The following is a 25,862-nucleotide window of genomic DNA, read 5'->3' on the forward strand; positions in this document are numbered from 1 at the left end:
GTCTTATACACGCAGAACGCCCCGGGAACTGTGCAGTTCCCGGGGCGCTCCTTCTCCGACCGCGCTCAGGTGAGGCAGCCGGGACGCAACAAACTAGTCGCCGAGTGCCGCGAGCCAGGACTGCTGCGTGGCGAGCTTCTCTTCCGCGGCCTGCTTCGCCTTCGCGTCGCCCGCCGCCTCAGCGGCGGAGATCTCCGCGGTGAGCTCAGCGATCGAGTTCTCAAGCTGTCCGCGGAGGCCCTCGCTGCGTGCCTTGGTCTCCGGGTTCGTCTTCCGCCAGTGCTCCTCCTCGAGGTGCTTGACGTGGTCCTCGATCTTTCGGAGCCGGCCCTCAACATCGCGCAGCGCCTCGCGGGGGACTCGACCCACCTCGTCCCAACGCAGCTGGATTGCCGTGAGCTGCTTCCGCGCGGCAGTGTGCTCGCTCACCTGCAGGATAGGCTCGGCTTCGCCGAGAATCTCCTGCTTCTGTGCAAGGTTCGCCGCGTACTCCTCATTCGTCTGCGCGGCCTCTGCGGCCTTCGCCTGGTAGAGCACGTCGCCGGCAGCCTTAAATCGAGCCCACAGCTGATCATCGATCTTGCGGCTCGCGCGGCCCGAAGCCTTCCACTCGTCGAGCAGGCCGCGGTACGCGGGGATGCCATCGACGCCCTTCGGGGCAAGTGCCTCTGCGGCCGCGATGATGCGCTCCTTGCGCTGCTTCACGTCCTTGTTGGTGGCGTCCATCTGCGCGAAGTGCGCGCGACGAGCCGTGTCGAAGGACTGACGAGCGGAGCGGAAGCGCTTCCACAGGGCGTCTGCCTGCGCCTTGGGGATCTGCGGCCCACTGCGCTGGGCGGTCTGCCAGTCGGTGAACAGCTGCTCAAACGCCTGGCTCGTGTCCTTCCAGCGAATCGAGTTCTCGGGCTGGGCAGCGAGGCGCTCAGCCTCCGCCGCGATGGCTTCGCGCTTGGCGACGGCCTCCTGGCGTGCGGCCTCGCGCTCGGCCTGCTGCTTCTCGCTCAGCGCGGCAGTCTTCGTGACGAGCGCCTCGACGCGCGTGCGCAGTCCGGCGATGTCACCCACCGCTGCGGGCTCAACGAGCTGCTCCTGCAGCTTCGTGACCGACTCAGCAGCCGAGCCGTCGGCGGTGCCGCGCGCAATGCGCGCCTCAAGCAGGCTGACCTGACCCTCAAGGTCCGCAAACTTGCGGGTGAAGTAGGCAAGCGCCTCCTCGGGGGTGCCGTCTGGGTATGACCCGACCGCTCGTTCGCCCTCGCCCTCCCGCACATATACGGTCCGGTCGTCGTCGACTCGTCCCCAGGGCGTTTCGTTGGTCGCTTCGCTCACGGTTCTGCTCACTTGTCGGGTGTGGGGGCCGGCCGTGCCGACCATACGGAATAGACTCCTCCACTATGCCACAGCGGGCGCCGGGATGCCCCTTGGAGTGCTGTGTTTCCGGGAGTGGCGTGCGCGGGAGGACCTTGTCTCCGCCCTGTCAGAGGCGCCGGTTAGCATGGTGACGTGGACACCCCAGCTCTTCCCGCGGCAACCGCGCCCCTCGCGGTACGAATGCGCCCGCGCTCTCTCGACGAGGTCGTGGGACAGCAACACCTGCTGCACCCCGGCTCGCCGCTTCGCGTGCTCGCCGCCGACACGGAGGGCGGCGGGGGAGCCGTCTCGGTGATCCTCTGGGGTCCGCCGGGCACGGGCAAGACCACGCTGGCCCAGGCGATCGCGCACTCGAGTGGCCGCCGCTTCGTCGAGCTTTCGGCCATCACCGCTGGGGTGAAGGACGTGCGCACCGTGATGGAGCGCGCGCTCAACGACCGCGATCTCTACGGAATTGCGACCGTGCTCTTTCTCGACGAGATCCACCGCTTCACGAAGGCGCAGCAAGACGCGCTCCTGCCGGGCGTGGAGAACGGTTGGGTGACGCTCGTCGCTGCAACCACCGAAAACCCTTCGTTCTCGGTGATCAGCCCGCTCCTCTCGCGCTCCCTGCTCCTGACGCTCGAGCCGCTTGACGATTCCGACCTGCGCACGCTGTTGGAGCGGGCGCTCACGGAGCCACGGGGGCTCGATGGCGCCGTCGAGGTGGAGCCGGAGGCCCTGGATGCGCTCGTGCAGCTCGCTTCAGGTGATGCGCGGCGCGCGCTGACCGGACTTGAGGCTGCCGCGGCCTCGGCTGCAGCGCTGGAGAGCAGCGATTCAGCAAGTGAGGAGACGGTACGCGAGGAGTCGGCAAGCGCGGAGGCGCCTGCGCGCCCCGTCATCACGCCCGACGTCGTCTCGGCCGCCGTGAATCGTGCCCTTCTCCGCTACGACCGAAACGGCGATCAGCACTACGACGTCACGAGCGCGTTCATCAAATCCATGCGCGGCTCCGATCCCGATGCGGCGATTCACTACCTCGCTCGCATGATCGAGGCAGGCGAGGATCCCCGATTCATTGCGCGCAGGCTCATCGTCCACGCCGCAGAAGACGTGGGGCTCGCTGATCCGCGCGCGCTCCAGGTCGCGGTCGCCGCCGCCGAGGCCGCACAGCTGATTGGTCTGCCAGAAGCACGAATCCCGCTCGCCGAGGCCACGATCTACATTGCAACTGCACCCAAGTCGAACGCGGTCATCTCTGCAATCGATACGGCGATCGCAGATGTGAAGGCCGGGCGATTCGGACCGGTCCCGCTGCATCTCCGCGACGCGCACTATCCGGGCGCGAAACGGATGGGGCACGGAAAAGGCTACATTTACCCGCACTCCGACCCGCGCGGGGTGTCGACGCAGCAGTACCTGCCCGAGGAGATTCGTGAGCGGGTGTATTACTCACCGACGACACACGGCAACGAGCGCGAGCTCGCGGAACGTCTGGACAAGCTGCGGAGGATCACCCGCGCCGGGCAGTCATGAACCGCCCGCACGCCGCGCCTGCTTCGTGCTAAGCTAGACGCTGGCCAACACTGGACCCGACGCTGGCTGCGCACGGGCCCTTGTGGCAGTCGCCCTGTAGCCGGGTTTCTGCGCTGGTCGTTCCCTCACCGAAAACGGTGTGCTGCGTCGCGTGCATTGCGTGCCCTTCCGAGGGTCGTGAATGCGGGCGCAGCGTGGCCGAGAGAACACACGCCGCACGATCGTCAGATTGTGTGCGCTATTTCCAGAAAACCCGAAAGGACTCACGTGTCGACTACGTCGCGTACCCGTTCCAAGACCCGCCTTTCCCGCTCGCTCGGGATCGCGCTCACGCCGAAGGCAGCTCGTTACCTCGAGAAGCGCCCCTACGGCCCCGGCCAGCACGGCCGCACCAAGCGTAAGAGCGACAGCGACTACGCCGTTCGTCTGCGCGAGAAGCAGCGTCTCCGGGCTCAGTACGGCATCCGCGAGAAGCAGCTCACCATTGCGTTCAAGGAAGCTCGCCGCCAGGACGGTCTGACGGGTGAGAACCTCGTCGAGCTCCTCGAAATGCGCCTCGACGCCCTCGTGCTCCGTGCCGGCTTCGCCCGCACCACCGCACAGGCTCGTCAGATGGTTGTGCACCGCCACATCCTCGTCGACGGCAAGATCGTTGACCGTCCCTCCTTCCGTGTGAAGCCGGGACAGCTCATCCACGTCAAGGAGCGCTCCGAGGGCACCGAGCCTTTCCAGGTCGCCGCTGCCGGTGGCCACGCCGAGGTGCTGCCCCCCGTTCCGGGCTACCTCGAGGTTGAGCTCGACAAGCTCCAGGCACGCCTCGTGCGTCGCCCGAAGCGCGCTGAGGTCCCCGTGACCTGTGAAGTGCAGCTCGTCGTCGAGTACTACTCGGGACGCTAAGCCGCACGTTTGCGCACAGCCGCCTCAGGGGCGTCGGAGTGATCCGGCGCCCCTGAGGCGTTTCCGGGCCTGCGTGGTGTCAGTGGATATCCGGCCCGGGGGAGAAGGAACCCGCTAAGCTGGTCGGTGTTTTCCGGCGCGGCCCCCACCGCGTTCGTTCGCCGACAGGAGGAATGAGACATGCGCAAGCTGATGTTGCTGCTGGGTGGAGTTGTGCTGGGCTTCGTCGCGGCACACTTCGTGAACCAGAGCCCCGAGGGTCGCCGCTTTTTTGACCGTGTGAACCGCGGCATGAGTGAGTTCAGTCGCGCCTTTGCGAGCGGCTATGAGTCGGAAGCTGACGAGTCAGATCTCGCTGATGACCTCGAGGACGCGCTGCGCGATCTGCGCGATAAGGCCTAGCCTCCCCCAAGCTTCACGCGCTGCCCGCAGGGAGACCGTTGGTCTGCACCGCGCGAGCGCTCGAACGACAATCCCCATCACAAGAAAGATTCACGGATGCAGACCGCTGAAATCCACCGCCGCTGGCTTGACTTCTTCGAGAAGCGAGGACACACCGTTGTCCCGTCCGCTTCTCTGGTGAGCGATGACCCCAGCCTGATGTTCACGGTCGCCGGAATGGTCCCGTTTGTGCCGTACCTTTCCGGTCTGGTGCCCGCGCCGTACTCCCGAGCGACGAGCGTGCAGAAGTGCATCCGAACGAACGACATCGAGGAGGTGGGGCGCACGCCGCGTCACGGCACCTTCTTCCAGATGTGCGGAAACTTCTCCTTCGGCGACTACTTCAAGGAGGGCGCGATCCAGTTCGCCTGGGAGCTCCTCACCACGCCCGAGGTGGACGGGGGCCTCGGCTTCGACGCGAAGGACCTGTGGGTCACCGTGTACGAGGAGGACGAGGAAGCGATCGCGCTGTGGCGCGAACACTCGAGCCTGCCCGACGAGCGAATTCAGCGTCTCGGGAAGGACACGAACTACTGGTCGACGGGGCAGCCCGGTCCCGCGGGCCCGTGCTCGGAGATCTTCTTCGATCTCGGCCCCGAGCACGGGATCGATGGCGGCCCGGCGACCGATGACGATCGCTACGTGGAGATCTGGAACCTGGTCTTCATGCAGTACGAGGTCGCCGACGTGAAGTCGAAGACTGACTTCACGATTCTCGGAGAGCTGCCCAAGAAGAACATCGATACGGGCATGGGCCTTGAGCGCGTCGCGTTCATCAAGCAGGGCGTCCAGAACATGTACGAGATCGATCAGGTGCGCCCCGTGCTCGACCGCGCGGCAGAGCTCACGGGCAAGACCTACGGCGCCGATCACGCCGATGACGTGCGCCTGCGCGTCATCGCTGACCACGTGCGTAGCGGCCTCATGCTGATCGCCGACGGAGTGACGCCCTCGAACGAGGGGCGCGGGTACATTCTGCGGCGTCTGCTGCGCCGGGTGATTCTCTCGATGCGTCTGCTCGGCTTCGACGGCGCGAGCTTCTCTGAGCTCTTCCCAGTCTCGCGGGACGCGATGCAGGAGGCGTACCCGGCGGTCGCGCGCGACTTTGACTTCATTTCACGAGCTGCCTACGCAGAGGAGAAGACCTTCCTGCGCACGCTTGCATCGGGCATTCAGATCCTCGACACCGCGGTCGAGACGGCCAAGGCCGGCTCAGTCGCCGTTCCCGGCGACACCGCGTTTCTACTGCACGACACTCACGGCTTCCCGATCGAGCTCACGCTCGAGATCGCGGAGGAGGCCGGCGTTGCAGTGGACCGCACGGTGTTCACCGAGCTGATGCAGGAGCAGCGCGACCGCGCGAAGGCCGACGCAAAGGCGAAGAAGGGGCAGCGCGCGGATCTCTCCGTGTACAAGGAGCTCCGCGGCCTGGGCGAGACTCTATTCACGGGGTACGACGAGCTTGTTCACGAGAGCCGCGTGCTCGGCCTCGTCGTTGACGGCGTGCCCGTGCGTGAGGCGCACGAGGGCCAGATCGCCGAACTCGTGCTGTCCGAGACCTCGCTGTGGGCAGAGTCCGGCGGACAGGACTCGGATCAGGGCGTGATCGTGGGCGACGGCTTCGAGGCCGAGGTGCTTGACGTGCAGAAGCCCGTCCCCGGCCTCATTGTGCACACCGTCAAGGTCAGCGTCGGTACGATCGGCATCGATCAGCGCGCGGAGACTCGTGTGGATGCCAACTACCGTCGCGGAGCGACGCAGGCCCACTCCGCAACGCACATCGTCCATGCGGCGCTGCGTGACGTTCTGGGCGCGAGCGCCCACCAGGCGGGCTCCTACAACAAGGCCGGCTACATGCGTCTCGACTTCACGCACTCGGAAGCGCTCAGCGCGGAAACGAAGAGTGAGATCGAGGAGATTTCAAACCTCGCGATTCGCTCCAACTACGAGGTCGTCACCCGTGAGATGGGTATTGACGAGGCGAAGGCGATGGGTGCCATGGCGCTCTTTGGCGAGAAGTATGGCGACCGCGTGCGCGTGGTTGACATTGGAGGGCCGTGGTCGCGCGAACTGTGCGCGGGAACCCACGTGTCGAGCTCCTCCGAGGTCGGAATGATCAACCTCGTCTCCGAGAGCTCGGTCGGCTCCACCAACCGGCGCGTGGAGTCGCTCGTTGGGCTCGAAGCGTTCCAGAGCTTCGCTGCGGAGCGCGCCATCGTGCAGCAGCTCGCGAGCGGCCTGCGTGTGCCGCGCGCGGAGCTCGTAGGCCGTGTGCAGGATCTCGGTGCGCAGCTGAAGGCCGCGGAGAAAAAGATTGCGGCGTTCGAGGCGGAGAAGCTGGCTCAGCGCGTCCCCGAACTGGTCGCGAGCGCCGAGCCGATTGGCAACGTGCGTGCGGTGCTCCACTCGCTGGGTGCGGTGGGCTCGGCTGACGATGTCCGTGGCCTCGCAATCCAGGCCCGCGATCGTCTGGCAGCCGACGCGGCCGTCGTGGTGCTCGCGGGCGATGCGGGCGGCAAGCCGGTCGTCATTGCGGCAACCACTGAAGGCGCTCGGAATGCTGGAGTTCGCGCGGGCGATCTGGCCAAGCTGGGCGCCCAGGTGCTCGGCGGCGGCGGTGGCGGCAAGCCGGATCTCGCGCAGGGCGGTGGCGCTGATCCCACCCAGATTGACGCGGCTCTCGCTGCGATCCGCGGTCGGCTCGCGGAGTAGGCGGCGTGCGTAGCGGAGTGCGACTCGGCATCGACGTGGGCAAGGCCCGCGTCGGTGTCGCCCGCTCAGACCTCCACGGCATGCTTGCCACGCCCTTGGAAACCGTGGCGCGCGCGACGGACGGCGATGCCGATCTCGCACGCATCGCAGCGATTGCAGCTGAGCTCGATGCGTTCGAGGTGATCGTCGGCCTGCCGCTCAATATGCGCGGCGAGCGGACGCTCTCTACGGATGACGCCGTTGGGTTCGCCGAGCAACTTGCAGCGCGACTCGCGAGCACCACTGTGCCCGTGCGCCTCGTTGACGAGCGCCTGTCCACAGTTTCGGCTCAGGGGCAACTGCGCCAGGCCGGGAAGAAGACCAAACAGAGTCGCTCGATCATCGATCAAGCGGCAGCGGTGGTGATCCTGCAGCACGCACTCGATACCGAGCGCGCGCAGGGGACGGCACCCGGGAGCCCGGTCGCGGTGGCCGGCGCGAATGCGAAGGAGTCAGACGCATGAACGCACGAGCACGCGAGCGGGAGCGCGCCTCCGGGCGTGGGAAGCGCATTGCGATCTCACTGATCGTCACGGTCGCCCTCCTCGGTGGCCTTGCGGCCGCAGGAGCCTACCTCTGGTCGCAGTTCGGGGAGCGAATCTCTGAAACCCTGGGGTGGACCTCGAACGACTACGAGGGCCCCGGCACGGGAGACGCGATCATCGTGATCACCGAGGGCGAGATCGGCGAAAACGTGGCCATCACCCTGGCAGAGGCGGATGTCGTGAAGACCTCAGAGGCGTTCTACCGGCTGCTGCTCGACCAGGATCCCGCGGTCGAGTTCCAGCCCGGCTCGTACCGGATGAAACTGCAGATGAGCTCGCAGGCCGCGCTCGAAGCGTTGCAGGACCCGGAGAACCGGATGAACTTCACCGCCATGATTCCCGAGGGGAAAACCGTCGAGCAGACGATTGAACTCGTCGCAGCGGGCGCTGACATTCCGCTCTCCGAGTTGCAGGATGCCATCAAGGATCCCGCAGCGTACGGCCTGCCCGATGGTGTGGACAGCCTGGAGGGCTGGCTCTTCCCGGCGACGTACGAGTTCGAGTCTGACACCACGGGCGCAGAGGCCATCCAGCGCTTGGTCGATCAGCAGAAGCAAGTGCTTGACGAGGCGGGGGTCGCTGAGGCCGACCGCGAGCGGGTGCTGACCATTGCCGCGATGGTGCAGAAGGAGGGCGGGCGCATCGAGGACTTTGGCAAGGTGTCGCGCGTCATCGCAAACCGTCTGGCCGACGACATGCTGCTCCAGATGGACTCCACGGCGCAGTACGGGATGGGACAGCACGAGGACGGCTCGGTCTGGTCGACGGACGAAGCACTCTCCGATGACAACCCGTGGAACACGTACGTGCACAAGGGGCTACCGAAGGGGCCGATCGCGAATCCCGGGCGTGACGCGATCGACGCCGCTCTCAACCCTGAGCCGGGGGACTGGATCTACTTCGTGGCGATCAACCTTGACACACGCGAATCCGCGTTCAGTGTGACGCAGGAGGAGCACGAGGCGTCGGTTGCGAAGCTCAACGAGTGGTGTGCGGCCAACCCCGGCAAGGGGTGCTAGGTGCCCGAACAGCTCGCTGTTCTCGGCTCGCCGATCGGGCACTCGCTGTCGCCGCGCATTCACCGCGCGGCGTATACAGTGCTTGGACTGGACTGGCGCTACTCCGCGGTGCGGTGCGGTGCGGCGGGCCTCGGCCCCTTCCTCGCCGGCCGCGGCCCGGAATGGCGCGGTCTGTCGCTCACGATGCCGCTGAAGGAGGAAGCCTTCCGACTCGCGACCTCCCTCGATCCGATCGCGCGCGAGAGCGGAGTCGTGAATACCCTTCGACACCGCGACGATGGCGGGTGGGACGGCTTCAACACCGACGTTGCGGGGCTCGCTCGCGCGATCGCCGCGGCGAACCTCGACGCGGCGCGCACGGTGGTGCTGGGCACGGGGGCCACTGCGGTCTCGGCGGTGCTGGCGGCCCGCCAGCTCGGGGCCCGCGAACTTCACGTAGTGGGCCGCAGGCCCGAAGCCGCCATCGCGCTTGCGCAGCGCTTCGACGGCTCGAGCGATATGCACTGCGCAGGAATGGGGCTCAGCGATCCCGAGCTCCGTGAGTGGCAGCCAACGCTCGCCATCTCGACACTCCCGGGACCCGCCGCTACCTCTCTTGACCTGCCCGACACCCTGCACGCGGCACCGCTCTTCGACGTCGCATACGACCCGTGGCCCTCCCCGCTCGCGCGGCGCCACGAACGCGCCGGTGGGCGAGCCTTGCCCGGCACCGACATGCTTGTTGAACAGGCGATCGTGCAGATTCGGATCTTCAGCGGGGGCGATCCCAGTATCCCGCTGGCTGAGGAATCAGCGGTGCGCGCGGCCATGCGCGCAGCGACAGCACCCTCCAGTGTGGGAGGATAGTCCTTATGCTGCGTTGGCTTACCGCTGGAGAGTCCCACGGACCCGAACTGATTGCTGTCCTCGAAGGGCTGCCGGCTGGCGTGCCCGTCTCGCTCGCAGAGATCCGTGCTGATCTCGCGCGCCGCAAGCTCGGCTATGGCCGTGGCTCGCGGATGAAGTTCGAGCAGGACGAGCTGAACGTCTCGGGCGGTGTCGTCCAGGGCGTCTCCATCGGAGGGCCCGTCGCGATCCGCATCGGGAACACGGAGTGGCCGAAGTGGGCCGAGGTGATGAGCGCGGAGCCGACCGAGCTGTCGGAGAAGTCTCGCGGCCGCGGCGCGGCGCTGACGCGCCCGCGACCCGGGCACGCTGATCTCGCCGGCATGCAGAAGTACGGCTTCGACGAGGCACGACCCGTGCTCGAGCGTGCAAGCGCGCGCGAGACCGCTGCCCGCGTGGCACTCGGGGCCGTGGCCCGTGCCTTCCTCAGTGAGTTGGGCATTGGTCTCGTGAGCCACACGGTGTCGCTCGGCACGATTGAGGCGCCCGCCGGCGGCCCGCTGCCCCGACCCGAGGACACACCGGCACTCGACGCGGATCCGCTCCGCTGCTTTGATGCCGTAACGAGCGCCCGCATGGTTGCGGAAGTCGACGATACGAAGAAATCTGGCGACACGATCGGAGGCATCGTCGAGGTGCTTGCCTACGGTCTGCCGCCGGGGCTCGGTTCCTACGTGCACTGGGATCGTCGACTCGATTCCCGCCTCGCAGGAGCGCTCATGGGTATCCAGGCGATCAAGGCCGTCGAGGTGGGCGATGGGTTTGAGACCACGCGCCGCCGCGGCTCGGAAGCGCATGACGAGTTGCACATCGCTGACGGACAGATCGCCCGCGAGACGGGCCGCGCTGGCGGTATCGAGGGTGGGATGACCACGGGTCAGGTGCTCCGCGTCCGCGCGGGGATGAAGCCCATCGCCACGGTGCCCCACGCTCTGCCGACGGTGGACGTCGCGACGGGCGAAGAAGCGAAGGCTCACCACCAGCGTTCGGATGTGTCCGCGGTTCCTGCCGCTGGCGTTGTCGCCGAGGCGATGGTGGCTCTCGTGCTCGCAGACGCGGTAACCGAGAAGTTCGGCGGCGACAGTGTCGCGGAGACGAAGCGGAACCTCGAGTCCTATCTCGCCGCGATCCCCGAGCGCTTGTCGACCGCCATCGAGTCGTGACCGGGAAGCGCCGGGCGGGGCGGCCAAGCGGCCCGCCCGCGGCTGCGCCGAAACCCGCGCCGCCGAGTACGCCCGAGCTGCAGCATCCGCCTGAGAGCGGAGAGTCGGGTGCGTCAGCTGGCGCGCCTCGCAGCCGGGCGGCCTCGCGCAGTCGGCGACGGCGACGGCGACGCTCTGCTGTGCGTCTGCCGGATCGTGCAATCGTCTTCGTTGGTCCCATGGCCGCAGGCAAGACAAGCCTCGGCAAGCGCGTTGCGCGCGAACTCGGCGTGCCGTTCGTGGACACGGACGCCGTGTTCGTGCGCCAGCACGGGGCGATCACCGATTTCTTCGCGGCCCACGGCGAGCCCGAGTTCCGCCGGATTGAGGCCGATGTGATCGCGCAGGAGCTCGCGCACCGCGGGGGCAGGATCGTGGCACTCGGCGGCGGCGCCGTGCTGACCGAGCGGACGCGTGAGTTGCTCGCCTCGTTCCCGGTTGTGCTGCTGATGACCACGCAAGAGGCGGTGCTCCGTACCGCGAATCTCTCGCGCCGGCCGCTGTTGCGCGATGACCCGAACGCGTGGGGCCGCATCCTCGAGGAGCGCCGGCCGCTCTATGAGGAGGTCTCCGACGTGACCTACCGCACCGATCGTGCGACGAAAGAACAGCTTGCGCGACGCGTCGCGCAGTGGGCACGCAGCTTTGGCAAGAAGCGCGGCCCCATCCCCGGAACCGGCGAACAGACGCCACCGACAAGGAGTGAAGCATGACCCCGCAGGACCAGGCCACCGACGGCACCACCAGCCCGTTCACGGAGATTCAGGTCACGGGTGAATCCGAGTACACGATCACGATCGGCCGTGGTGCCATCGAGCGAGTGCCCGAGGCTCTCGGGGACCGCGTGGCGAAGGTGCTCATCATCCACACTCCCACGGTCGGGAAGATCGCGAGCGACCTGCGCGACTCGCTGCAGGAGCGTTACGCGCACGTGCTGCTCGCGGAGGTCCCTGATGCCGAGTCCGCGAAGCGTGTTGAGGTCGCCGCGTTCTGCTGGCAGATCCTCGGCCAGTCGGACTTCACCCGCACCGACGCGATCATCGGACTCGGCGGCGGTGCCGTGACTGACCTTGCGGGCTTTGTCGCTGGCACCTGGTTGCGGGGTGTCCGCCTCGTGCAGATCCCCACGAGCGTTCTCGGAATGGTCGATGCGGCCGTTGGCGGCAAGACGGGCATCAATACCAACGAGGGCAAGAACCTCGTCGGCACCTTCACTGCTCCCGCGGGCGTCATCTGCGATATCGATCTCGTCGACTCGCTGCCGCGCAATGAGATTCTCGCGGGCTTCGCTGAGGTTGCGAAGTGCGGCTTCATCGCCGAGCCCGAAATTCTCGACATCCTCGAGGCTGACGTCGATCGCGCGACCGATCCGCAGACCCCGGAGTTCCAGCGCCTCATCGAGCTTGCCGTCGGTGTGAAAGCGCGAGTGGTGTCGGAAGACTTCCGCGAGGGTGGGCTGCGCGAGATTTTGAACTACGGCCACACGCTTGGGCACGCGATTGAGCACGCGGAGCGCTACCAGTGGCGTCACGGCGTCGCGATCTCCATCGGCATGATGTACGCCGCGGAGCTTGGCCGCATGGCGGGTGCACTCTCGGACGCAGCGGTGGATCGCCACCGCCGTATTCTCTCCTCGCTCACGCTGCCGCTCAATTACCCGGCAGGGCGCTGGGCCGGCCTCCTCGCGACGATGCAGCGAGACAAGAAGGCGCGCGCCGGGATGCTGCGGTTCATCGTGCTCGACGAGATCGGCAAGCCGCGTGTTCTGGCCGGCGTCGACGACTCTATGCTGCAGTTCGCTTACCAGGAGATCGCGAACTAGTTCGCAGGCTTCCTTCTGGCCGCTCGCCAGGCTCGATCACGGGTGTGACCAATTGTGACGCAACGTGCCGCGCGCGGCACGTGCCTGCCGATAGATTGGCGGAATGCGCGGCGATGGGCCGCGCCCTGCCTCGACCCGGGAGCCTACACATGAGCCTTCGCCGCCGAATCGCCGGAGGCATCGCCCTCCTTGCCGGAGCCGCACTGCTGACGAGCTGCGCCACAGCCGATGCCCCTGCGGGAAGCGGAGATCCGGCTGACGCCCCGAAGATCACTTTCCTCTACTCGCCCTACGCCGACTACGCGCCGTTCTTCATCGCGGAGGAGAAGGGCTACTTCGAGGACGCCGGCGTGGACGTCGAACTGATCTCGAAGAGCGGAAGCTCGGGGGAGACGTACCAGCAGGTCAGCACGGGCGGCATTGTCGCGGGCGGCGCAACCTGGGGCGCAGGTCTCTTCAACGCGACGAAGGCGGGCGCATCGATCTCGGTGATTGCGAGCGTCTCCCGCGTGCCCGACGAGGGGAAGAACCCTGCGCCACTGATGGCGTCCGAGAAGTCGGGCATCACCGATGTCGCTGAGCTCAAGGGGAAGAAGATTGGCGTCCCCGGAACCGGTGGCTTCGGGGTGTACTCGGTGTACCGCGCACTCGACACGGCGGGGCTGACGCTCGACGACGTCGAGCTCGTCAACCTTTCGCCCGGCGATATTCCGCCGGCGCTTGCGAACGGCTCGATCGACGCGAGCTGGACGATCGAACCGATCTCCTCGGCCATCACGGCGCAGGGCCTCGGCCACGAGATCCTTGACGTCAGCTACCAGGCCGGTGTCGAGCTTGGTGCGCTCGCGTTCAACAGCGAGTACGTCGACAAGTACCCGGAGGCGGTCACCGCGTTCACCGCGGCCTACCTCCGTGCGGTCCAGGAGCTTGAAGACGGCGGCTGGAAGGATCCCGCCGACCAGGCGATCATCGCCGAGTACACTGATCTCCCGGTTGAGACGCTGACCGAAATTGGCCTCACGGTGCAGGACCCCGAGGGCGCGATCGACTGGGCAGACGTTGCCGAGCAGGAAGAGTTCTTCCGTGAGCGGAAGACTCTGGAGTTCACGGGCGACTCAGGGATCAAGGACATCTTCCGCGCAGACATTCTCGCTGCAGCTGTGAAGCAGTCGCAGGAGGCTGCCGCCAAGTGACCGGAATCTCGATCCAGAACCTCTGGAAGGCGTTCCCGAACGCTGAGTCGCGAGACGAGCTCCTTGTCGCGGTGCAGGACGTGTCCCTCGAGATCAAGGAACGCGAGTTTGTGTGCGTGCTTGGCCCCTCGGGGTGCGGGAAGAGCACACTTCTGCGTGTCGCGGCCGGGCTGGAGAAGCCGAGCTCGGGAAGCGTGACGACCCAGAGCCGACCGTCAGTGGTGTTTCAGGAGCACGGGATCTTCCCATGGCTCACGATCGCCGAGAATGTCGCGTACCCGCTCAAGCTGCGCGGGGTGCCTCGCGCTGAGCGACGAACCCGGGTGACGGAGCTCCTCGAACTCGTGGGCCTCCAGGACTTCGCGAGTTACTATCCGGCGCAGATTTCCGGCGGAATGCGTCAGCGCACCTCGGTTGCGCGTGCGCTCGCGGATGATGGTGATGTGCTTCTCATGGATGAGCCGTTTGGCGCGCTCGATGAGCAGACCCGCGTCGTGCTCCAGCAGGAACTCCTGCGCATCTGGGAACAGACCTCCAAATCGGTGCTCTTCATCACGCACTCGGTCGATGAGGCGCTGACACTTGCCGACCGCGTGGTGGTGATGTCGCACCGACCTGGCCGCATCATCGATGAGATCGAAATCCCGTTCGGGCGCCCGCGCGACATCAAGGAATTGCGCCGCGACCCGCGCTATGGCGAGATCACGGTGAAGCTGTGGGAGCTGCTCGAGCAGCGCCCTGAGGAGGAGTCGGCCGCATGAGCGATCGCACGACGCCGGCGATCCCGGCAGAGATTGAACAGGAGCTGCACTCCGCAGTTGCGGCGGAACGGGGCTCCCCGTGGATTCGACGAATCGGGCCGTACACGCCGCTCATGCTGCTGCTCGTCTGGGAGCTGCTCAGCCGCGTGGGTGTGCTCGATGCACGCTTCTTCCCGGCCCCAAGCTCGATTGTCGAGACGTTCGTCGCGATGCTGCTCGACGGTGTGCTGCTCGAACACACCGCGATGACGCTCTCGCGAATTGCGATCGGTTTCGTGCTGGGCGCCGTGCCCGGCGTGCTGCTCGGCGTCTTGCTGGGCTCGGTGCGCCCGCTGCGCCAGCTCCTCGAACCGATCTTCGCAAGCCTCCTACCCATTCCGAAGGTGGCGATCTTCCCGCTCCTGCTGCTGATCTTCGGCCTCGGCGAGACGAGCAAGTACGTCATCGTGGCAATTGGCGTGTTCTTCTACCTGTTCTTCAACACGATGAGCGGTGTGATGCAAACCCCGCCGCTCTTCAACGATGTTGCGAAGGCGAATGGCGCGTCGCCCGTGCAGCGCTGGTTCACGGTGTCCTTCCCGTACGCGCTGCCCTCGATCTTTACGGGGATCAAGCTCGCCACGGGAGGCGCGTTCGTGATTATTGCGGCATCCGAGTTCGTCGGTTCGCAGAGCGGCCTGGGGTACCTCATCTGGAGTTCCTGGTCCACGTTCGCGGTGTCGAAAATGTACGTCGGCATCGTGACGATTTCGGTCTTGGGGTATGCGGCCACCGCACTCGAGGGCTTCATCGAGCGGCGACTTGTTCCCTGGGTGAAGTACTAATGGCGACCCCGCAGCGCGCTGGCTCGGCGGGCGCGGTCGCGACGAACCGGACGGAACTCAGCTGCGGTGAACTCCGCGCCGAACTCGTCGCCGTTTTCGCACCGTACGCCGCCGCTGCGAGCGCAACGCCCGCGGACCTCGACCGCGCGGCGCGCTGGCTCGTCGAGGCTGAAGTGCTCGGTCTCGGCGCTTTCGGTCTCAGCATGCTGGTGAAGGATCTCGCGCGCATCGGCGCGCCTGCGGCGGGCGTGCATTCTGCGCCCGCGGTGAGCGCGCCCGGCACAGCCATTCTCAGTCTCGATGGAGCGGGCGTTCCTGGACCGCTCGCTCTCGCGGTCGCGGTCTCTCGCGCGGGATCCGCGACTGCGACGCACGGCATCGGCCTGATCGGCTTGCGCCGAGTGGGCGCGCTCGGCGTGCTCGGGCTTGCGGCACGAGACCTTGCTCTGGAGGGGCGAGTGGCCCTGGTCGCCGCACAAGCACCCGCGATCGTGGCGCCCTGGGGGAGCTCGCAGCCCGCGATCGGTACAAACCCGATTGCGATTGCGACACCACGGCGCAACTCGCCGCCGCTCGTCGCCGATTTCGCGACCGCACCACTGACGCTTGCCGAGCTGCGGGCCCGCACGGCTCGCGGCGAGCGACTGCCCGAGGGCGTGGCCGTTGACACGGCGGGCGACGCGACGCTCGACCCCGCACGCGTGTTCGCGATTCTCCCCGAGAGTCTCGTCGGCTCCCTCGGCGGGCTGCTCGTTGAGCTGCTCGCAGGCGTCGCCGTCGGTGGCCGCGAGACCGGACCCGGGGCGGCGGGACGGGGTGCGATGGTCCTCGCGTTTGATCCTGCTCGGGCCGGTGGCGTGGCGGCGGCCGACGATGCGGCGCGTCTCGCGGCGGACTGGGTACACGCGGGCGGTCACCTCCCGGCACGGTTCGATGCGCTCGGGAACGAGTTGACGCTGGACTCGACGGCACGCGTTCAGGTCGAGAGTTTGGCGCTCACCGCTCTTCGGGCCGCGGCGGACGCAGCGCGAACCTCGGGGGAGGCACCACGATGAACGCGCAGCTGGCACTCCACGTGAGCCCTGAGAGCGGGCTCCTCTCCGCACGTCGCTTGATCCGGGTGACCGGCGCGATCCCGGGCTCGCTGGTCTCGCTGCGCGCGGAGACGGTGCGGGGCGTCGAGCGTTGGGCCGCAGAGGCAACGTTCCTTGTGGATGCTCAAGGGACTGTCGACCTCGACACCGCTGCCCCCGTATCGGGCGACTACCGTGTGCCCGACGCGATGGGCTTGTTCTGGGCTCAGGCGCGGGAGACCTCGCACGGCGGGAGTTCGGAGCCCGAGGACGTTACCGCGCCGATCCTCACGCGCCTCACCGCGCGCCTCGTTGCGGGGACCGGCAGCTACTTCAGCGACACCGCTGCAAGCGGGGACGAGACCGCTGAGGCCACGGTGGAACAGCACCTCCTCGCGCCCGGAGTGACCCGCACGGAGGTGCGCGCGGATGGGCTCGTTGGTACGCTGTTTCGCCCGACGGGTGCCGGCCCATTTCCCACGATCATCGTGATGAACGGATCGGGCGGCGGGATCAACGAGGCGCGAGCCGCACTCTACGCGGCGGAAGGGATCCAGGCGTTTGCACTCGGCTACTTCCGTGTGCCCGGGCTGTCGCACTACATCTCGCATACGCCGCTTGAATACTTCGAGCGCGCACTCGCGTACACCGCCCGCGAGCTCGCTCCGCTCGGCGGCGCCCCGGTCGTGAGCGGACAGTCCCGCGGCGGCGAGCTCACCCTGCTGCTCGCCTCCCGTTTCCCGGAGCGCATTCTGGCTGCGGTGGCGTTCGTCCCCGGCGCGTTTGTCTTTGGCGCGCAGGGGGCGGCAGACCCCAGCGAGGGCTGGAGCGGGCCGACCTGGACGGAGAACGACGCCCCGCTGCCGCACCTCTGGCGTGAGAACGCGGGGGTCACCTGGCACCCCTGGGGTGGCGACGTGCCGCCCACGCGAGCCTCGGACATCTACGTTGATGGCCTCCGGGATCGGCAGCTTGCACGGCAGACCCGGATCCCTATCGAGAAGTTCCGTGGCCCCGTACTCTGTGTGTCCGGCCTCGATGATCGTGCGTGGCCCTCGAGCTTCGCGTCGCAGCTGGCGCTCGATGCGCTTGCGCACAGCGGGCATCGTGCTGAGCGACTGCACCTTGACTACGCAGACGCGGGACACGGCATTACGATCCCGCATCTGCCGGCGACGGAAATCGCACGGCGGCATCCGGTGTCGGGCGTCTCGTACTCGAACGGCGGCACGCCGCACGGCAACGCACACGCGAGCGCCGACTCGTTCGCCCGAGTGTGCGAGTTTGTGCACCGAAGCGCGCGGGCTGCCGCGGGTCACCTGCCCGAGGCAGCGAGTTCCGCGGCTCCCGTACTCGGCACGAGGGACCCCGAAGTTTTTCCCAACACGAAGGAGATCTGATGCCCACGAATGAGCATCTTGCTGGCCAATGGCGCGAGTGGCGCCACACGCGCGTCGCCGAGCTGACTCGCCCATACGGGTGGACCGCGCTTGTGGCGCAGTTCTGGCTGCACGAAGGCACGGCGGGCGCGGTGCTTGAGGGGCTGCCCGGCACCTGGGCGGTGTCCGAGGGGCGGGTTCTCTACACGCCCCCGGTGTCCGGGCCGAACCTCTCCGTCAACGGCGAGTACCCGAGTGCGCCCGTCGAGATCCCGACGGGCCGAAACCAGACGTACGGGCACGGCGGCAGTGTGCCCGTCTACTTCGGCGACCGCGAGGTCGAGACCGTGCCGCGGACGAACGATGCGGGGGATCGAATCCTCGGCGTGCGCGTGCGCGATCCGCACGTCTCGGTATCTGCCGCAGAGATCGGCCTCACCGCGTTCGAATACGACCCTGCTTGGCGTATTCCCTCGGTGTTCACCCCGAGCGCGCGCAACGACATCGAAGCGGTGACCGTTGAGACCGGCGTGCGCGAGACGACCACGCAGATTGGCACGCTCGCGTTCTCACACGGCGGGACCGACTACGAGGTTGTGCTCATCGGGAAGGACTCAGCACACGGTGTGCAGCCGGTGGCCCACATTCGGGACCGCACGAGCGGGCCCGTGAGCTACGGCGCTGGCCGCGTCGTCGAGCTGCAGTTCTCCGGCGATGGCGCGGAGCGGATCGACTTCATCGACTTCAACTACGCGCATGCGCTGCCCTGCGCGGTGACGAACTTCGTGACCTGCCCGTTGCCGCCCCGCCAGAACCACCTTGATTTCGAGGTGCTCGCCGGCGAGAAGAAGCCAGCCAATGATGTGGCCCGCGTGCTCACGTACGAGGCGCCTGCCACGTAGCCCCGAGAACAATTCGGGGATCACCGATTGCGCAATCCCCCCGTCAGTTTTACGCTCAGAACAAGGCGAAGGCAGGCACCGCCTCTCCTTCCGGGTGACACTCGCCACCCCGCGGCGCCGCGCACCCGCAGGAGGAGACATGCATCCCATCCTCACCACCGGGTTGGCGAAGCAGTATGGGTCGTTTCCGGCGCTTTCAGGAATCGACCTCGAGGTATCAGCGGGTGAGGTGTTCGGCTTTCTGGGCCCCAACGGGGCCGAGAAGTCGACCCTCATTCGCACGCTCATGGGGGAGCTGCGGCAGAGCGCGGGCCGTGCGTTCGTGCTCGGCCAGCCCCCGCCCGATGTGAGCGTGCGGGGAAAGCTCGGATATCTTCCCGCTGATCTTGCCCTCTGGCCAGCCATGACGGGGCGAGAGACCCTCCAGTTTCTCAGTCGACTGCGACGAGGCGCTGACACCGATGCCGCCTGGGCCTTTGCCGCCGAGCTCGCCGAGCGGCTCAGCGCAGATCTCGACAAGCGGGTGGGGGAGCTCTCCACAGGCAATCGACAGAAGGTCGGCCTCATTGCCGCATTCATGCATCGGCCCGAGCTCGTCATCCTCGATGAACCAAACGCGGGCCTCGACCTGCTCGTGCAGCACGAGTTTTGGGCAATGATGCGCGAGGTCGCCGAGGATGGACGCACGGTGTTCCTCTCGAGTCACACCCTCGCCGAGGTGGAACGAGTGACCGACCGAGTCGGCATCATCCGGCAGGGCCACCTCGTCGCCGTCGAGACGGTCTCAGCGCTGCGCGGTCGCCAGATGCGCCGAGTCGAGATTGACTTCGAAGGGGTGCTCACCGAAGCGGATCTCAGCGCGGTGCCGGGCGTGCGCGATCTGGTGCTCCACCCGGATCGCGTGGAGCTGAACCTCGTTGGCGAGTTCGCCGAGTTGCTCAACGCGGTAACGCACCGAGTACGGCTGCGATGCTTGTACTCGGCCTTTCGGTGTACGCGCGCATCGATCTGGGGATCTACGCCGAGCTCCCGGAAGCGGTGCGCGCGCTCATCGGCATCCCCGCGCACGCAGCCCCGGCGGTCCTGGCCTACAGCGAGATGCTGGCGTCCTTGGGTCACTCGCATTCGTCGGCGTCGCGATCGCGCTGGGCGCTCACGCCGTCGCTGGCGAGGAACAGGACCGCACGCTCTCGCTGATTCTCGCCGCCCCCGTGTCTCGCGCGGGCTATGTGCTCGCCCCCGCAACTGCGATCCTCGTGCTCGTGTGCGCCGGCGGAGTGCTGCTCTGGGGGGCCGCCGCGCTCTTCCACGCAGCGCTCGCACTCGCGATCGGCGCCGCAACGGGGCGGAAAACCGCGGCCGCGGGCGCCGCGGTGGCCGTCATGGTGCTCGGTTGGTTGGGCTCCAGCCTCCTGCCGCTCTGGCACGCGGGCGCGGCGAATTGGATTCCCTGGCACTGGTGCAATGGCTCGAGTCCGCTCGTGAACGGCGTGGACGTCGGCCAGATCGCCCTGTCCGTGGGCGGCGCGATCGCGCTGACTGGAGCGGGCGTGCTCGGCTTCCGGACACGCGAACTGCGCCTGAGCGTGGCGACGGGAGTGCTCACACGACTCCAAGCGCTGCCCGGCATCCGCCTGCTCCTGAGAGCAGCGGGCAGCTTTGCCGCGACTTTTCCCGCAGCGATTGCCGCGCTCTTCGGGGGCGGCGACCTTGCCACTCCCGCAGGTTTTCTGCATTTGGAAATCTTCGGGCTGCTCGCCCCGGCCGCGGTCATCCTGGTGGGCGTTGTTGCGGCGAGCGCGGGCCTCGCCGGCGAGGAGCAGCACCGCCGCATGTCTCTGCTGCTCGCTCAGCCCTTCTCTCGGGCCCGCGCGTACTGGACCGTCGGGGCGGCCGCCGCCGTGAATGTCGCGCTCGTGGGAGTGGCGCTCGGGCTGGGGTGCTGGGTGGGGATAGCGGTGTCGGGTGTCGGCATCAGCAGTGCCCATCTGGTGATCGCCTGCGCGTTGCTCATCCTGCTCGGGTGGTGGTTCGCCGCGCTTGCGTTGTTCTCTGCCGCGGCGACGGGGCGGACCGCGCGCGCAACGTGGATCCCCACCGGCTTCGCGCTGTTGAGCTACTTTGGGTCGACGCTGCTGAGCGCGGCGGGCGAAGACCGCTGGGGATGGTGGCAACCGCTTTGGCTCGCGGTGGGGACCGCGATACTCGCGCTCCTGGGACAGCCGCTCATCGCACGGCGAGACATACGAATTGGAGCGTAGCGGCGCCGCCAGTGCTCGTCTGGACGCGACCCTAGGCGCGCTACCGCGTGCCCAGGCTGAAGCCCTGACCTTCCAAGATGAGCGCGAGGACGCGTCGATCCTCACGGTGCATGACACCCTCCACGAAGCGGGTGAGCGCGCCTTCAAGCGTCACGGATCCCGCGCTCGCGCTGACCTTCTGCACCATCGCGACGAGTGTGCGCGGGGCCAGGACTGACTCTTCGAGACCCGGCCGGCCGTCGATCTCGCGCTCGGTGCTGACGTATTCTCCGAAGCCGTCCGATACCGCTCCAGAGAACACCTGCTGACTGATGAAGGCGGCGCGCGCCACGCGCACGAGCTCGTCCGCCCGCCACTCGCTCGGCAACAGGCCGTCCGAGTCGACGGCCGCGGCCGCCGCGAGCAGGCCGTTCTCCACGGGGAAGTCCTCAAAGCGGACCCCGGTGTCCGGGTAGTGCACGCGATAGCTGTTCGCCCCGAAGCGGTTGACGAGTTCGGAGCTCAGCCGGTCGACGCCGCGGTAGCGGTGGGGAGTCTGCTCATTTGCCGTCGCGAGGATCGCGAAGCCCGGCGCGATGCGCACTTCGCGGCCCGCATCCTCCTGCACGCGAAGCGTATCGCCCGGGCGCAACTGCAGGATCCGGTTGAGGCGTTTCAGGAACTCCGCAGGCATCGCGTTCACCTCGTCGAGGATCACCGCTCGCCCCTCCTGCATCGCGCGAAGCAGGGGACCCGGCGTAAACACACTCACGGTCGCGCCGTTCTCGGCCCGGAGTTCGTGGGTGCCGATCACCTGCGCCGAGGAGATGTCGCCGTAGCCGGATACGAGCTCGGGTTCCGCACCTGTCGTAGTGCGTGCGAGATGCTCGGCGAGTGCGGTCTTCGCGCCGCCGGTTTCACCCAGGAGCAGCACGGGATCGCCGCGGAGGAGGGCGGGCGCGGCCTCCGCGATGATCCCGCGCATCTGTCCAGTGAGGAGCAAACCATTCCGCAACTGATCGCGTGCTTCGCGCAGGCGGAGTGTGCCGAGCGCCTCGAGCACTCCGTCGAGCGGTGAGAGCATGGCGTCCTGGTCCGCTCCGGCAGGGCATGCGGGGGCTGCGGCGTCGGCGCGCAGGGCCGCCACGCGCGTGCGCTCGCGCGACGTGAGGCTACGGTGTTGCGCGATGGCCCGGGAAACGAGCTCGTCTGCCTCAGCGCCAGCTGCGCGGCTCGCGAGCTCTCTCCGGCGTGCCATCACCGCGGTCCGGAGCGCAGCAGCCCGCGCAGTGAGTGCGCCTTCGAGCACCTCTTGGTGCTCCGGTTCTGCGGCGAGCGCGTTCAGCTTGGTGCGAAGCGCGTCACGATCCGCGACATGCTCTGCACTCCGCTCGGGGTCACCCTCGGCTACGATCGCACGGCGCACGCGGCGCAGTTCAGCTTGGAGTTCGCGCGCTTCAGCAAGCACCGCGGTGGGATCGAAGGAGTGCATGCTCGTCACGCTACCACCCGGATGATGAGCGGCGGGTCGCCGCGCATCCGCCCGCTAGGGTGAAGTGCATGACGAGCGAGGCGGGAGCGGAGCTGCGGGCACGGCTCGCCGCGGCGGGGGCAGTACTCGGCCTTCCCATCGAAGTCCACGAGGGTGATGACTGGTCAATTGCTGATGGCGTGCTGCACGTCGGCCTTGGTTGGTACAGCGTGCGTGGTCACTCCGCGGAGGAAGCCGTCGCGCTTGCACTGCTGCACCTGTGGGAGGGCCCCCGGGCTGCACGACTCGCACCGGCTCGCGCTCGGCGCCGCGACTCTGTGGTGGCGCAGCGCCCCGAGCTTACGCCGCTTCTGGACGCGGTGATTCGGCTGCAGTCTGCGCGCGAGCTCCTCCAAGCGATGCCGGGTCTGCGCGTGCCTCTCGCGGCGGCGCTGACGCGCAGTCTGCCTGCGGACCCCGATACGCTGCCCCGGCACGTGCAGTGGGTGACCCAGCTGCTCGCGCGCGGCATGGGCTTCCGATTCGGGGGTGCACCGAGCGACGCGCTCGTCGCCGCGGAGCTTGCGCAGCTCGCCACTGCCGGCGGCGCTGGCCGTGATGCCCTGAGTCTCGTGCTGGCGCCGGACTCCACACGGCCCGCCCTGCAGCGGTACGAGCGTGCGCTCGTGCTGCTGCTCCCGCCGTATGAGCGCCTGCTCACCGCCGATCTCGCAGCGGCGGGCCTGGATTCGGGCTCCGAAGCCGGTGTCGTGGACAAGCCGGAGCCAGGGGTCGAAGGCCTTGCGGGCGCCCCCGGCGCCGAGGACGAGGCTGCACCGGGAGCTGATGCTGAGCTGAGCGAGGGCGCCGCCGATGCTGCCGCAGATGAGCAAGAGCGCGCTCGCGCTGGGGAGGGACAGGAGCGCGCGGAGGGAGCGGATCTCTTCGCGGCTGAGCAGGCGGGCTTCGTCGAGCGCATGCTGGAGACCCCGCTCCCGGGCGCTGGCGCGTTCTGGGAAGCGGCTCTCGCCGCCGAGGCAGAGGCCGGCCGGGATGACGACGCCGCACCGCGTGAACCTGGCGAGTACGCCGGTGGGGGCGGCTACGCCGGCGCGACGGCGCTGCACGAGTATCGCGCACGGGTCGCTGACCTCGGAGCCGCGATCGAGCGCATGCGGGAGGTCTGGGCGCGGGTGATCGCCGAGCGCATTGCGCTGCGGCCCACGCTCAGTCGGCGGCCCCGGCCGGAGGGCGAGGAACTTGCCGGAGAGGCGCTCCCCACGGCCCTCGCCCAGGCGCGCGCCGGCATTCCCCGGCCAGACGCATACCGCAGTCGCGTGCAGATGCCCCGCCGTGCCCGGCGCGCGGGGAGCACGGACTACGTGTTTCTCATCGATCGATCGGCATCCATGCAGGGGCGCATCGCGGCGGCGGCGTCCGACGCGATGATCGTGCTGCTCGAGTCGCTCGCCGCGGTGGAGCGTGATATCGAGTTCGCTGAGCGGGCGACCGGGACCGGTCTCGAGCTCGACGTGCGCACCGCGCTCGTCGTGTTCGACGCTGAGGCGCACACGGTGAAGCCGCTGTCCCGCGGGTTGAGCGACGCGGTACGGCGCGAGCTCGACGCCGCGATCCGCAGCCCGCAGGGCTCCACGAACGACGGCGCGGCGCTTGCGGCGGCCGGTGCCGAGCTGGGACTGGCCGGCGGCCGCCCCGTGAGCGACGCGGACGGGATCGCCCGAACGCGCCTCGTGTTCCTCATCAGCGATGGCGGATCGAACGACCCGCTCGCGGCCGCGCGCCAGCTCCGGCTCTTGCAGCAGGCGGGCGTCCGTGTGATCGGGTGTGGACTCGGCACGGACGACCTGCGTGCGCGCTATGCCCCTGACGGTATCCGCGTCGATGATCCCACGCAGCTTGCGGGCGCGCTCCACGACATCATTGCCGCGGATGTTGCGCAGCAGCTCGCGCACCCGGGCCGGTAGTAGCCTGGGGACATGATGGTGCAGCCAGGGCATGATGAGCAGTTGCAGTTGGTGCGAGCGCTCTTTCCAAGCCTCGCGCGCGACTTCGAGTCGATGAGCGCACCCGCGGCCGGCTCGGGTGCGGCGGCAGAGTTCGACGCCTGGCTCGATCGCGAGGCTGGTGCGGTGCTCGCCGGCGCCGCGTTCACCGCGATCACTGACCCCGCGGTTGCCGGGCGCTTCGACACGGCCTTTGCCCGCGCCCGCGCTGCGGCGCGGCTCCTCGAGGCTGAGCTCCCCGAACCGGAAGCGTTTGCCGCAGCAGGAAGCGACCTCGGCCATTTTGGTGAGCTCTTAGGCGATCGCCCCGATCTGGTTCCCGTACCGGCACCGTACGGCCTGGGGATCGACCGCTGGCGCGCGGCGTTCACCCGGGCGGGCTCAGCGCACCCGGATGTGCTGAAGAGCGCGGACGGCGTCTCCCCACTGATCCTCGCCGCAGACGCGGAGCGCGGATTCGACGCGCTCGATCGTATTCCCGAGGGTGCGGGGCCGTTGCCGGTCGTTGCGCAGCGTCCCTCGTCCGGCGCGGTGGCGCGGTGGACCCTGCGCCTCGTGCCGGGGCAGCCCACGCCAAGCGTGCTCGGGCTCGGTTTTGCACACGGACCACACGTGTCACTGCCCGAACTGCTCATGCTGCAGCTCATGCGCATTCTCGCGGGGGAGCAGCCGATCGACACGGGCACGTTCACCTGGCTCGCGGGGTCCATCGCGGACGGCCGGCTTGCGGCTCGTCACGTTTACGATGCTGGCGAACGCGTGATTCGAATCACCTGCCGCGAGACGGGAAACCAAGGCCCCCATCTCGGCTCGCGCGCCCCGCTCGCCTAATCGGATCGAGATCAGTCCCACTCGCTCGTCGCGGCATCGCGCGTCGACGGCAACCTGGTGGCCTGCCCCCACTCGAGCACCTCGGTGGGCACCTGCAACTCTGCAGGGTTCGCACCGCTCTTCTCGATGATCTCTGCGATGGGGACGACACCTCCGGTGCGGCGGAGGATTCGGGACCGAACATACGCGCGGGCATAGATCTCGGGGCGTCGCGCCGAGTCCGGGCGCACGAAGCGCTGCTCGATGTACACCGCCTGCTCGTCGAAGCCCAGAATGCGGGTCTCGATCCAGAAGCGCTGCCACGGGTTCAGCGACTTCCGGTACGAGATGGTTTGCCCGACAACCACCGGGTACCACCCTTCGCGCTGGAACAGCTCCCACACGCCGTTGCGCTGCAGCAGGTCGAAGCGCGCGACGTCCATGATCGACAGGTACTTGCCGTTGTTCATGTGGCGGAGCATGTCCATGTCGGTCGGCCACACGCGGAACCGTGATCGCCCCACATCGCCAAAGCCGAGCGCGGTGCCGCGCCGTCCGACGAACCACAAGTGCCACAGAGTGCGGAAGATCATATGCATGCGCGCCAGCCTATGCCTGGCGGCACTGCCCGCGCCGAAGTCTGCGGCGAGGGCACAAGCGTGGGGTGCTGGGCCAGCGGGGGATGAAACACCCTGAACGAATCAGGCGGGACGGGTGGGGCGCAGGTGTACACT

The 25,862-nt window shown here is 67.9% G+C and carries 23 protein-coding genes and 1 pseudogene; 20 read left to right on the forward strand and 4 right to left on the reverse strand.

Features of this window, described 5'->3' with window-relative positions:
- Positions 1–93: 93 nt before the first annotated feature.
- The gene (locus ACR81A_RS07185) at positions 94–1,329 is read right to left on the reverse strand and encodes a DUF349 domain-containing protein (protein ID WP_440311479.1); all 1,236 of its coding nucleotides are present in this window, start codon (positions 1,327–1,329) and stop codon (positions 94–96) included.
- Between the two features lie 222 nt (positions 1,330–1,551).
- Between ACR81A_RS07185 and ACR81A_RS07190 the strand changes: the two genes are divergently transcribed.
- From ACR81A_RS07190 to ACR81A_RS07270, 17 genes and pseudogenes are all read left to right on the forward strand, one after another.
- Positions 1,552–2,889 (forward strand): replication-associated recombination protein A, encoded by a 1,338-nt coding sequence (locus ACR81A_RS07190; RefSeq protein ID WP_440313135.1) that lies wholly within the window; start codon positions 1,552–1,554, stop codon positions 2,887–2,889.
- A 267-nt stretch (positions 2,890–3,156) separates the two neighbouring features.
- On the forward strand, positions 3,157–3,786 hold the full coding sequence (gene rpsD / locus ACR81A_RS07195; RefSeq protein WP_202383136.1) for a 30S ribosomal protein S4: 630 nt from the start codon (positions 3,157–3,159) through the stop codon (positions 3,784–3,786).
- A gap of 180 nt (positions 3,787–3,966) precedes the next feature.
- On the forward strand, positions 3,967–4,188 hold the full coding sequence (locus ACR81A_RS07200) for a hypothetical protein (RefSeq protein ID WP_202383137.1): 222 nt from the start codon (positions 3,967–3,969) through the stop codon (positions 4,186–4,188).
- A 96-nt stretch (positions 4,189–4,284) separates the two neighbouring features.
- Entirely contained in the window at positions 4,285–6,939 is a 2,655-nt protein-coding gene (alaS, locus tag ACR81A_RS07205) for an alanine--tRNA ligase (RefSeq protein WP_440311480.1), read from the forward strand.
- A gap of 5 nt (positions 6,940–6,944) precedes the next feature.
- Complete coding sequence (ruvX, locus tag ACR81A_RS07210; protein WP_440311481.1) at positions 6,945–7,442, forward strand: Holliday junction resolvase RuvX; 498 nt, start codon at positions 6,945–6,947, stop codon at positions 7,440–7,442.
- Positions 7,439–8,542, forward strand: a complete 1,104-nt coding sequence (gene mltG / locus ACR81A_RS07215; protein WP_440311482.1) for an endolytic transglycosylase MltG — start codon at positions 7,439–7,441, stop codon at positions 8,540–8,542. Before ruvX ends, mltG begins: the two co-directional genes overlap by 4 nt.
- The gene (locus ACR81A_RS07220) at positions 8,543–9,388 is read left to right on the forward strand and encodes a shikimate dehydrogenase family protein (protein WP_440311483.1); all 846 of its coding nucleotides are present in this window, start codon (positions 8,543–8,545) and stop codon (positions 9,386–9,388) included. It abuts the gene before it with no gap.
- Positions 9,389–9,393: 5 nt separating this feature from the next.
- A complete protein-coding gene (gene aroC / locus ACR81A_RS07225; protein ID WP_440311484.1) occupies positions 9,394–10,590 on the forward strand; it encodes a chorismate synthase in 1,197 nt (398 codons plus the stop codon).
- A 179-nt stretch (positions 10,591–10,769) separates the two neighbouring features.
- Complete coding sequence (locus tag ACR81A_RS07230) at positions 10,770–11,342, forward strand: shikimate kinase (protein ID WP_343993075.1); 573 nt, start codon at positions 10,770–10,772, stop codon at positions 11,340–11,342.
- Positions 11,339–12,451: a 3-dehydroquinate synthase gene (gene aroB / locus ACR81A_RS07235; protein WP_440311485.1), complete on the forward strand. Its 1,113-nt coding sequence runs from the start codon at positions 11,339–11,341 to the stop codon at positions 12,449–12,451. The genes ACR81A_RS07230 and aroB overlap by 4 nt, the downstream gene beginning before the upstream one ends.
- A 149-nt stretch (positions 12,452–12,600) precedes the next feature.
- Positions 12,601–13,644 carry an ABC transporter substrate-binding protein gene (locus ACR81A_RS07240; protein WP_440311486.1) on the forward strand — a complete coding sequence of 348 codons (1,044 nt, stop codon included), beginning with the start codon at positions 12,601–12,603 and terminating at the stop codon, positions 13,642–13,644.
- Positions 13,641–14,405, forward strand: coding sequence for an ATP-binding cassette domain-containing protein (locus ACR81A_RS07245; RefSeq protein ID WP_202383146.1), 765 nt, complete (start codon positions 13,641–13,643; stop codon positions 14,403–14,405). The genes ACR81A_RS07240 and ACR81A_RS07245 overlap by 4 nt, the downstream gene beginning before the upstream one ends.
- Entirely contained in the window at positions 14,402–15,229 is an 828-nt protein-coding gene (locus ACR81A_RS07250) for an ABC transporter permease (RefSeq protein WP_440311487.1), read from the forward strand. Before ACR81A_RS07245 ends, ACR81A_RS07250 begins: the two co-directional genes overlap by 4 nt.
- Positions 15,229–16,284 carry an Ldh family oxidoreductase gene (locus ACR81A_RS07255; protein ID WP_202383148.1) on the forward strand — a complete coding sequence of 352 codons (1,056 nt, stop codon included), beginning with the start codon at positions 15,229–15,231 and terminating at the stop codon, positions 16,282–16,284. The genes ACR81A_RS07250 and ACR81A_RS07255 overlap by 1 nt, the downstream gene beginning before the upstream one ends.
- Entirely contained in the window at positions 16,281–17,702 is a 1,422-nt protein-coding gene (locus ACR81A_RS07260) for an acyl-CoA thioesterase/bile acid-CoA:amino acid N-acyltransferase family protein (protein ID WP_202383149.1), read from the forward strand. The genes ACR81A_RS07255 and ACR81A_RS07260 overlap by 4 nt, the downstream gene beginning before the upstream one ends.
- Positions 17,702–18,583, forward strand: a complete 882-nt coding sequence (locus ACR81A_RS07265) for a DUF1684 domain-containing protein (protein ID WP_202383150.1) — start codon at positions 17,702–17,704, stop codon at positions 18,581–18,583. Before ACR81A_RS07260 ends, ACR81A_RS07265 begins: the two co-directional genes overlap by 1 nt.
- Positions 18,584–18,722: 139 nt before the next feature.
- Positions 18,723–19,139 (forward strand): annotated as a pseudogene (locus ACR81A_RS07270) (ATP-binding cassette domain-containing protein); the annotation flags it as partial.
- Positions 19,140–19,367: 228 nt separating this feature from the next.
- Here the strand turns inward: ACR81A_RS07270 and ACR81A_RS07275 are convergent.
- Positions 19,368–19,538 carry a hypothetical protein gene (locus tag ACR81A_RS07275; RefSeq protein WP_440311488.1) on the reverse strand — a complete coding sequence of 57 codons (171 nt, stop codon included), beginning with the start codon at positions 19,536–19,538 and terminating at the stop codon, positions 19,368–19,370.
- A gap of 256 nt (positions 19,539–19,794) precedes the next feature.
- Between ACR81A_RS07275 and ACR81A_RS07280 the strand changes: the two genes are divergently transcribed.
- Positions 19,795–20,844 carry a hypothetical protein gene (locus tag ACR81A_RS07280; RefSeq protein ID WP_440311489.1) on the forward strand — a complete coding sequence of 350 codons (1,050 nt, stop codon included), beginning with the start codon at positions 19,795–19,797 and terminating at the stop codon, positions 20,842–20,844.
- 40 nt (positions 20,845–20,884) lie between these two features.
- Here the strand turns inward: ACR81A_RS07280 and ACR81A_RS07285 are convergent, their stop codons facing one another.
- Positions 20,885–22,315 carry an AAA family ATPase gene (locus ACR81A_RS07285; RefSeq protein WP_440311490.1) on the reverse strand — a complete coding sequence of 477 codons (1,431 nt, stop codon included), beginning with the start codon at positions 22,313–22,315 and terminating at the stop codon, positions 20,885–20,887.
- Positions 22,316–22,383: 68 nt separating this feature from the next.
- Between ACR81A_RS07285 and ACR81A_RS07290 the strand changes: the two genes are divergently transcribed.
- Positions 22,384–24,279 (forward strand): VWA domain-containing protein, encoded by a 1,896-nt coding sequence (locus ACR81A_RS07290; protein ID WP_440311491.1) that lies wholly within the window; start codon positions 22,384–22,386, stop codon positions 24,277–24,279.
- A 12-nt stretch (positions 24,280–24,291) separates the two neighbouring features.
- A complete protein-coding gene (locus tag ACR81A_RS07295; protein WP_440311492.1) occupies positions 24,292–25,149 on the forward strand; it encodes a hypothetical protein in 858 nt (285 codons plus the stop codon).
- 11 nt (positions 25,150–25,160) lie between these two features.
- Here ACR81A_RS07295 and ACR81A_RS07300 read toward each other — a convergent pair whose 3' ends face one another.
- Positions 25,161–25,727 (reverse strand): acyl-CoA thioesterase, encoded by a 567-nt coding sequence (locus ACR81A_RS07300; RefSeq protein ID WP_202383154.1) that lies wholly within the window; start codon positions 25,725–25,727, stop codon positions 25,161–25,163.
- Between the last annotated feature and the right edge of the window lie 135 nt (positions 25,728–25,862).

Source organism: Leucobacter chromiireducens (genome assembly GCF_051993095.1).
Classification (GTDB): domain Bacteria; phylum Actinomycetota; class Actinomycetes; order Actinomycetales; family Microbacteriaceae; genus Leucobacter; species Leucobacter chromiireducens.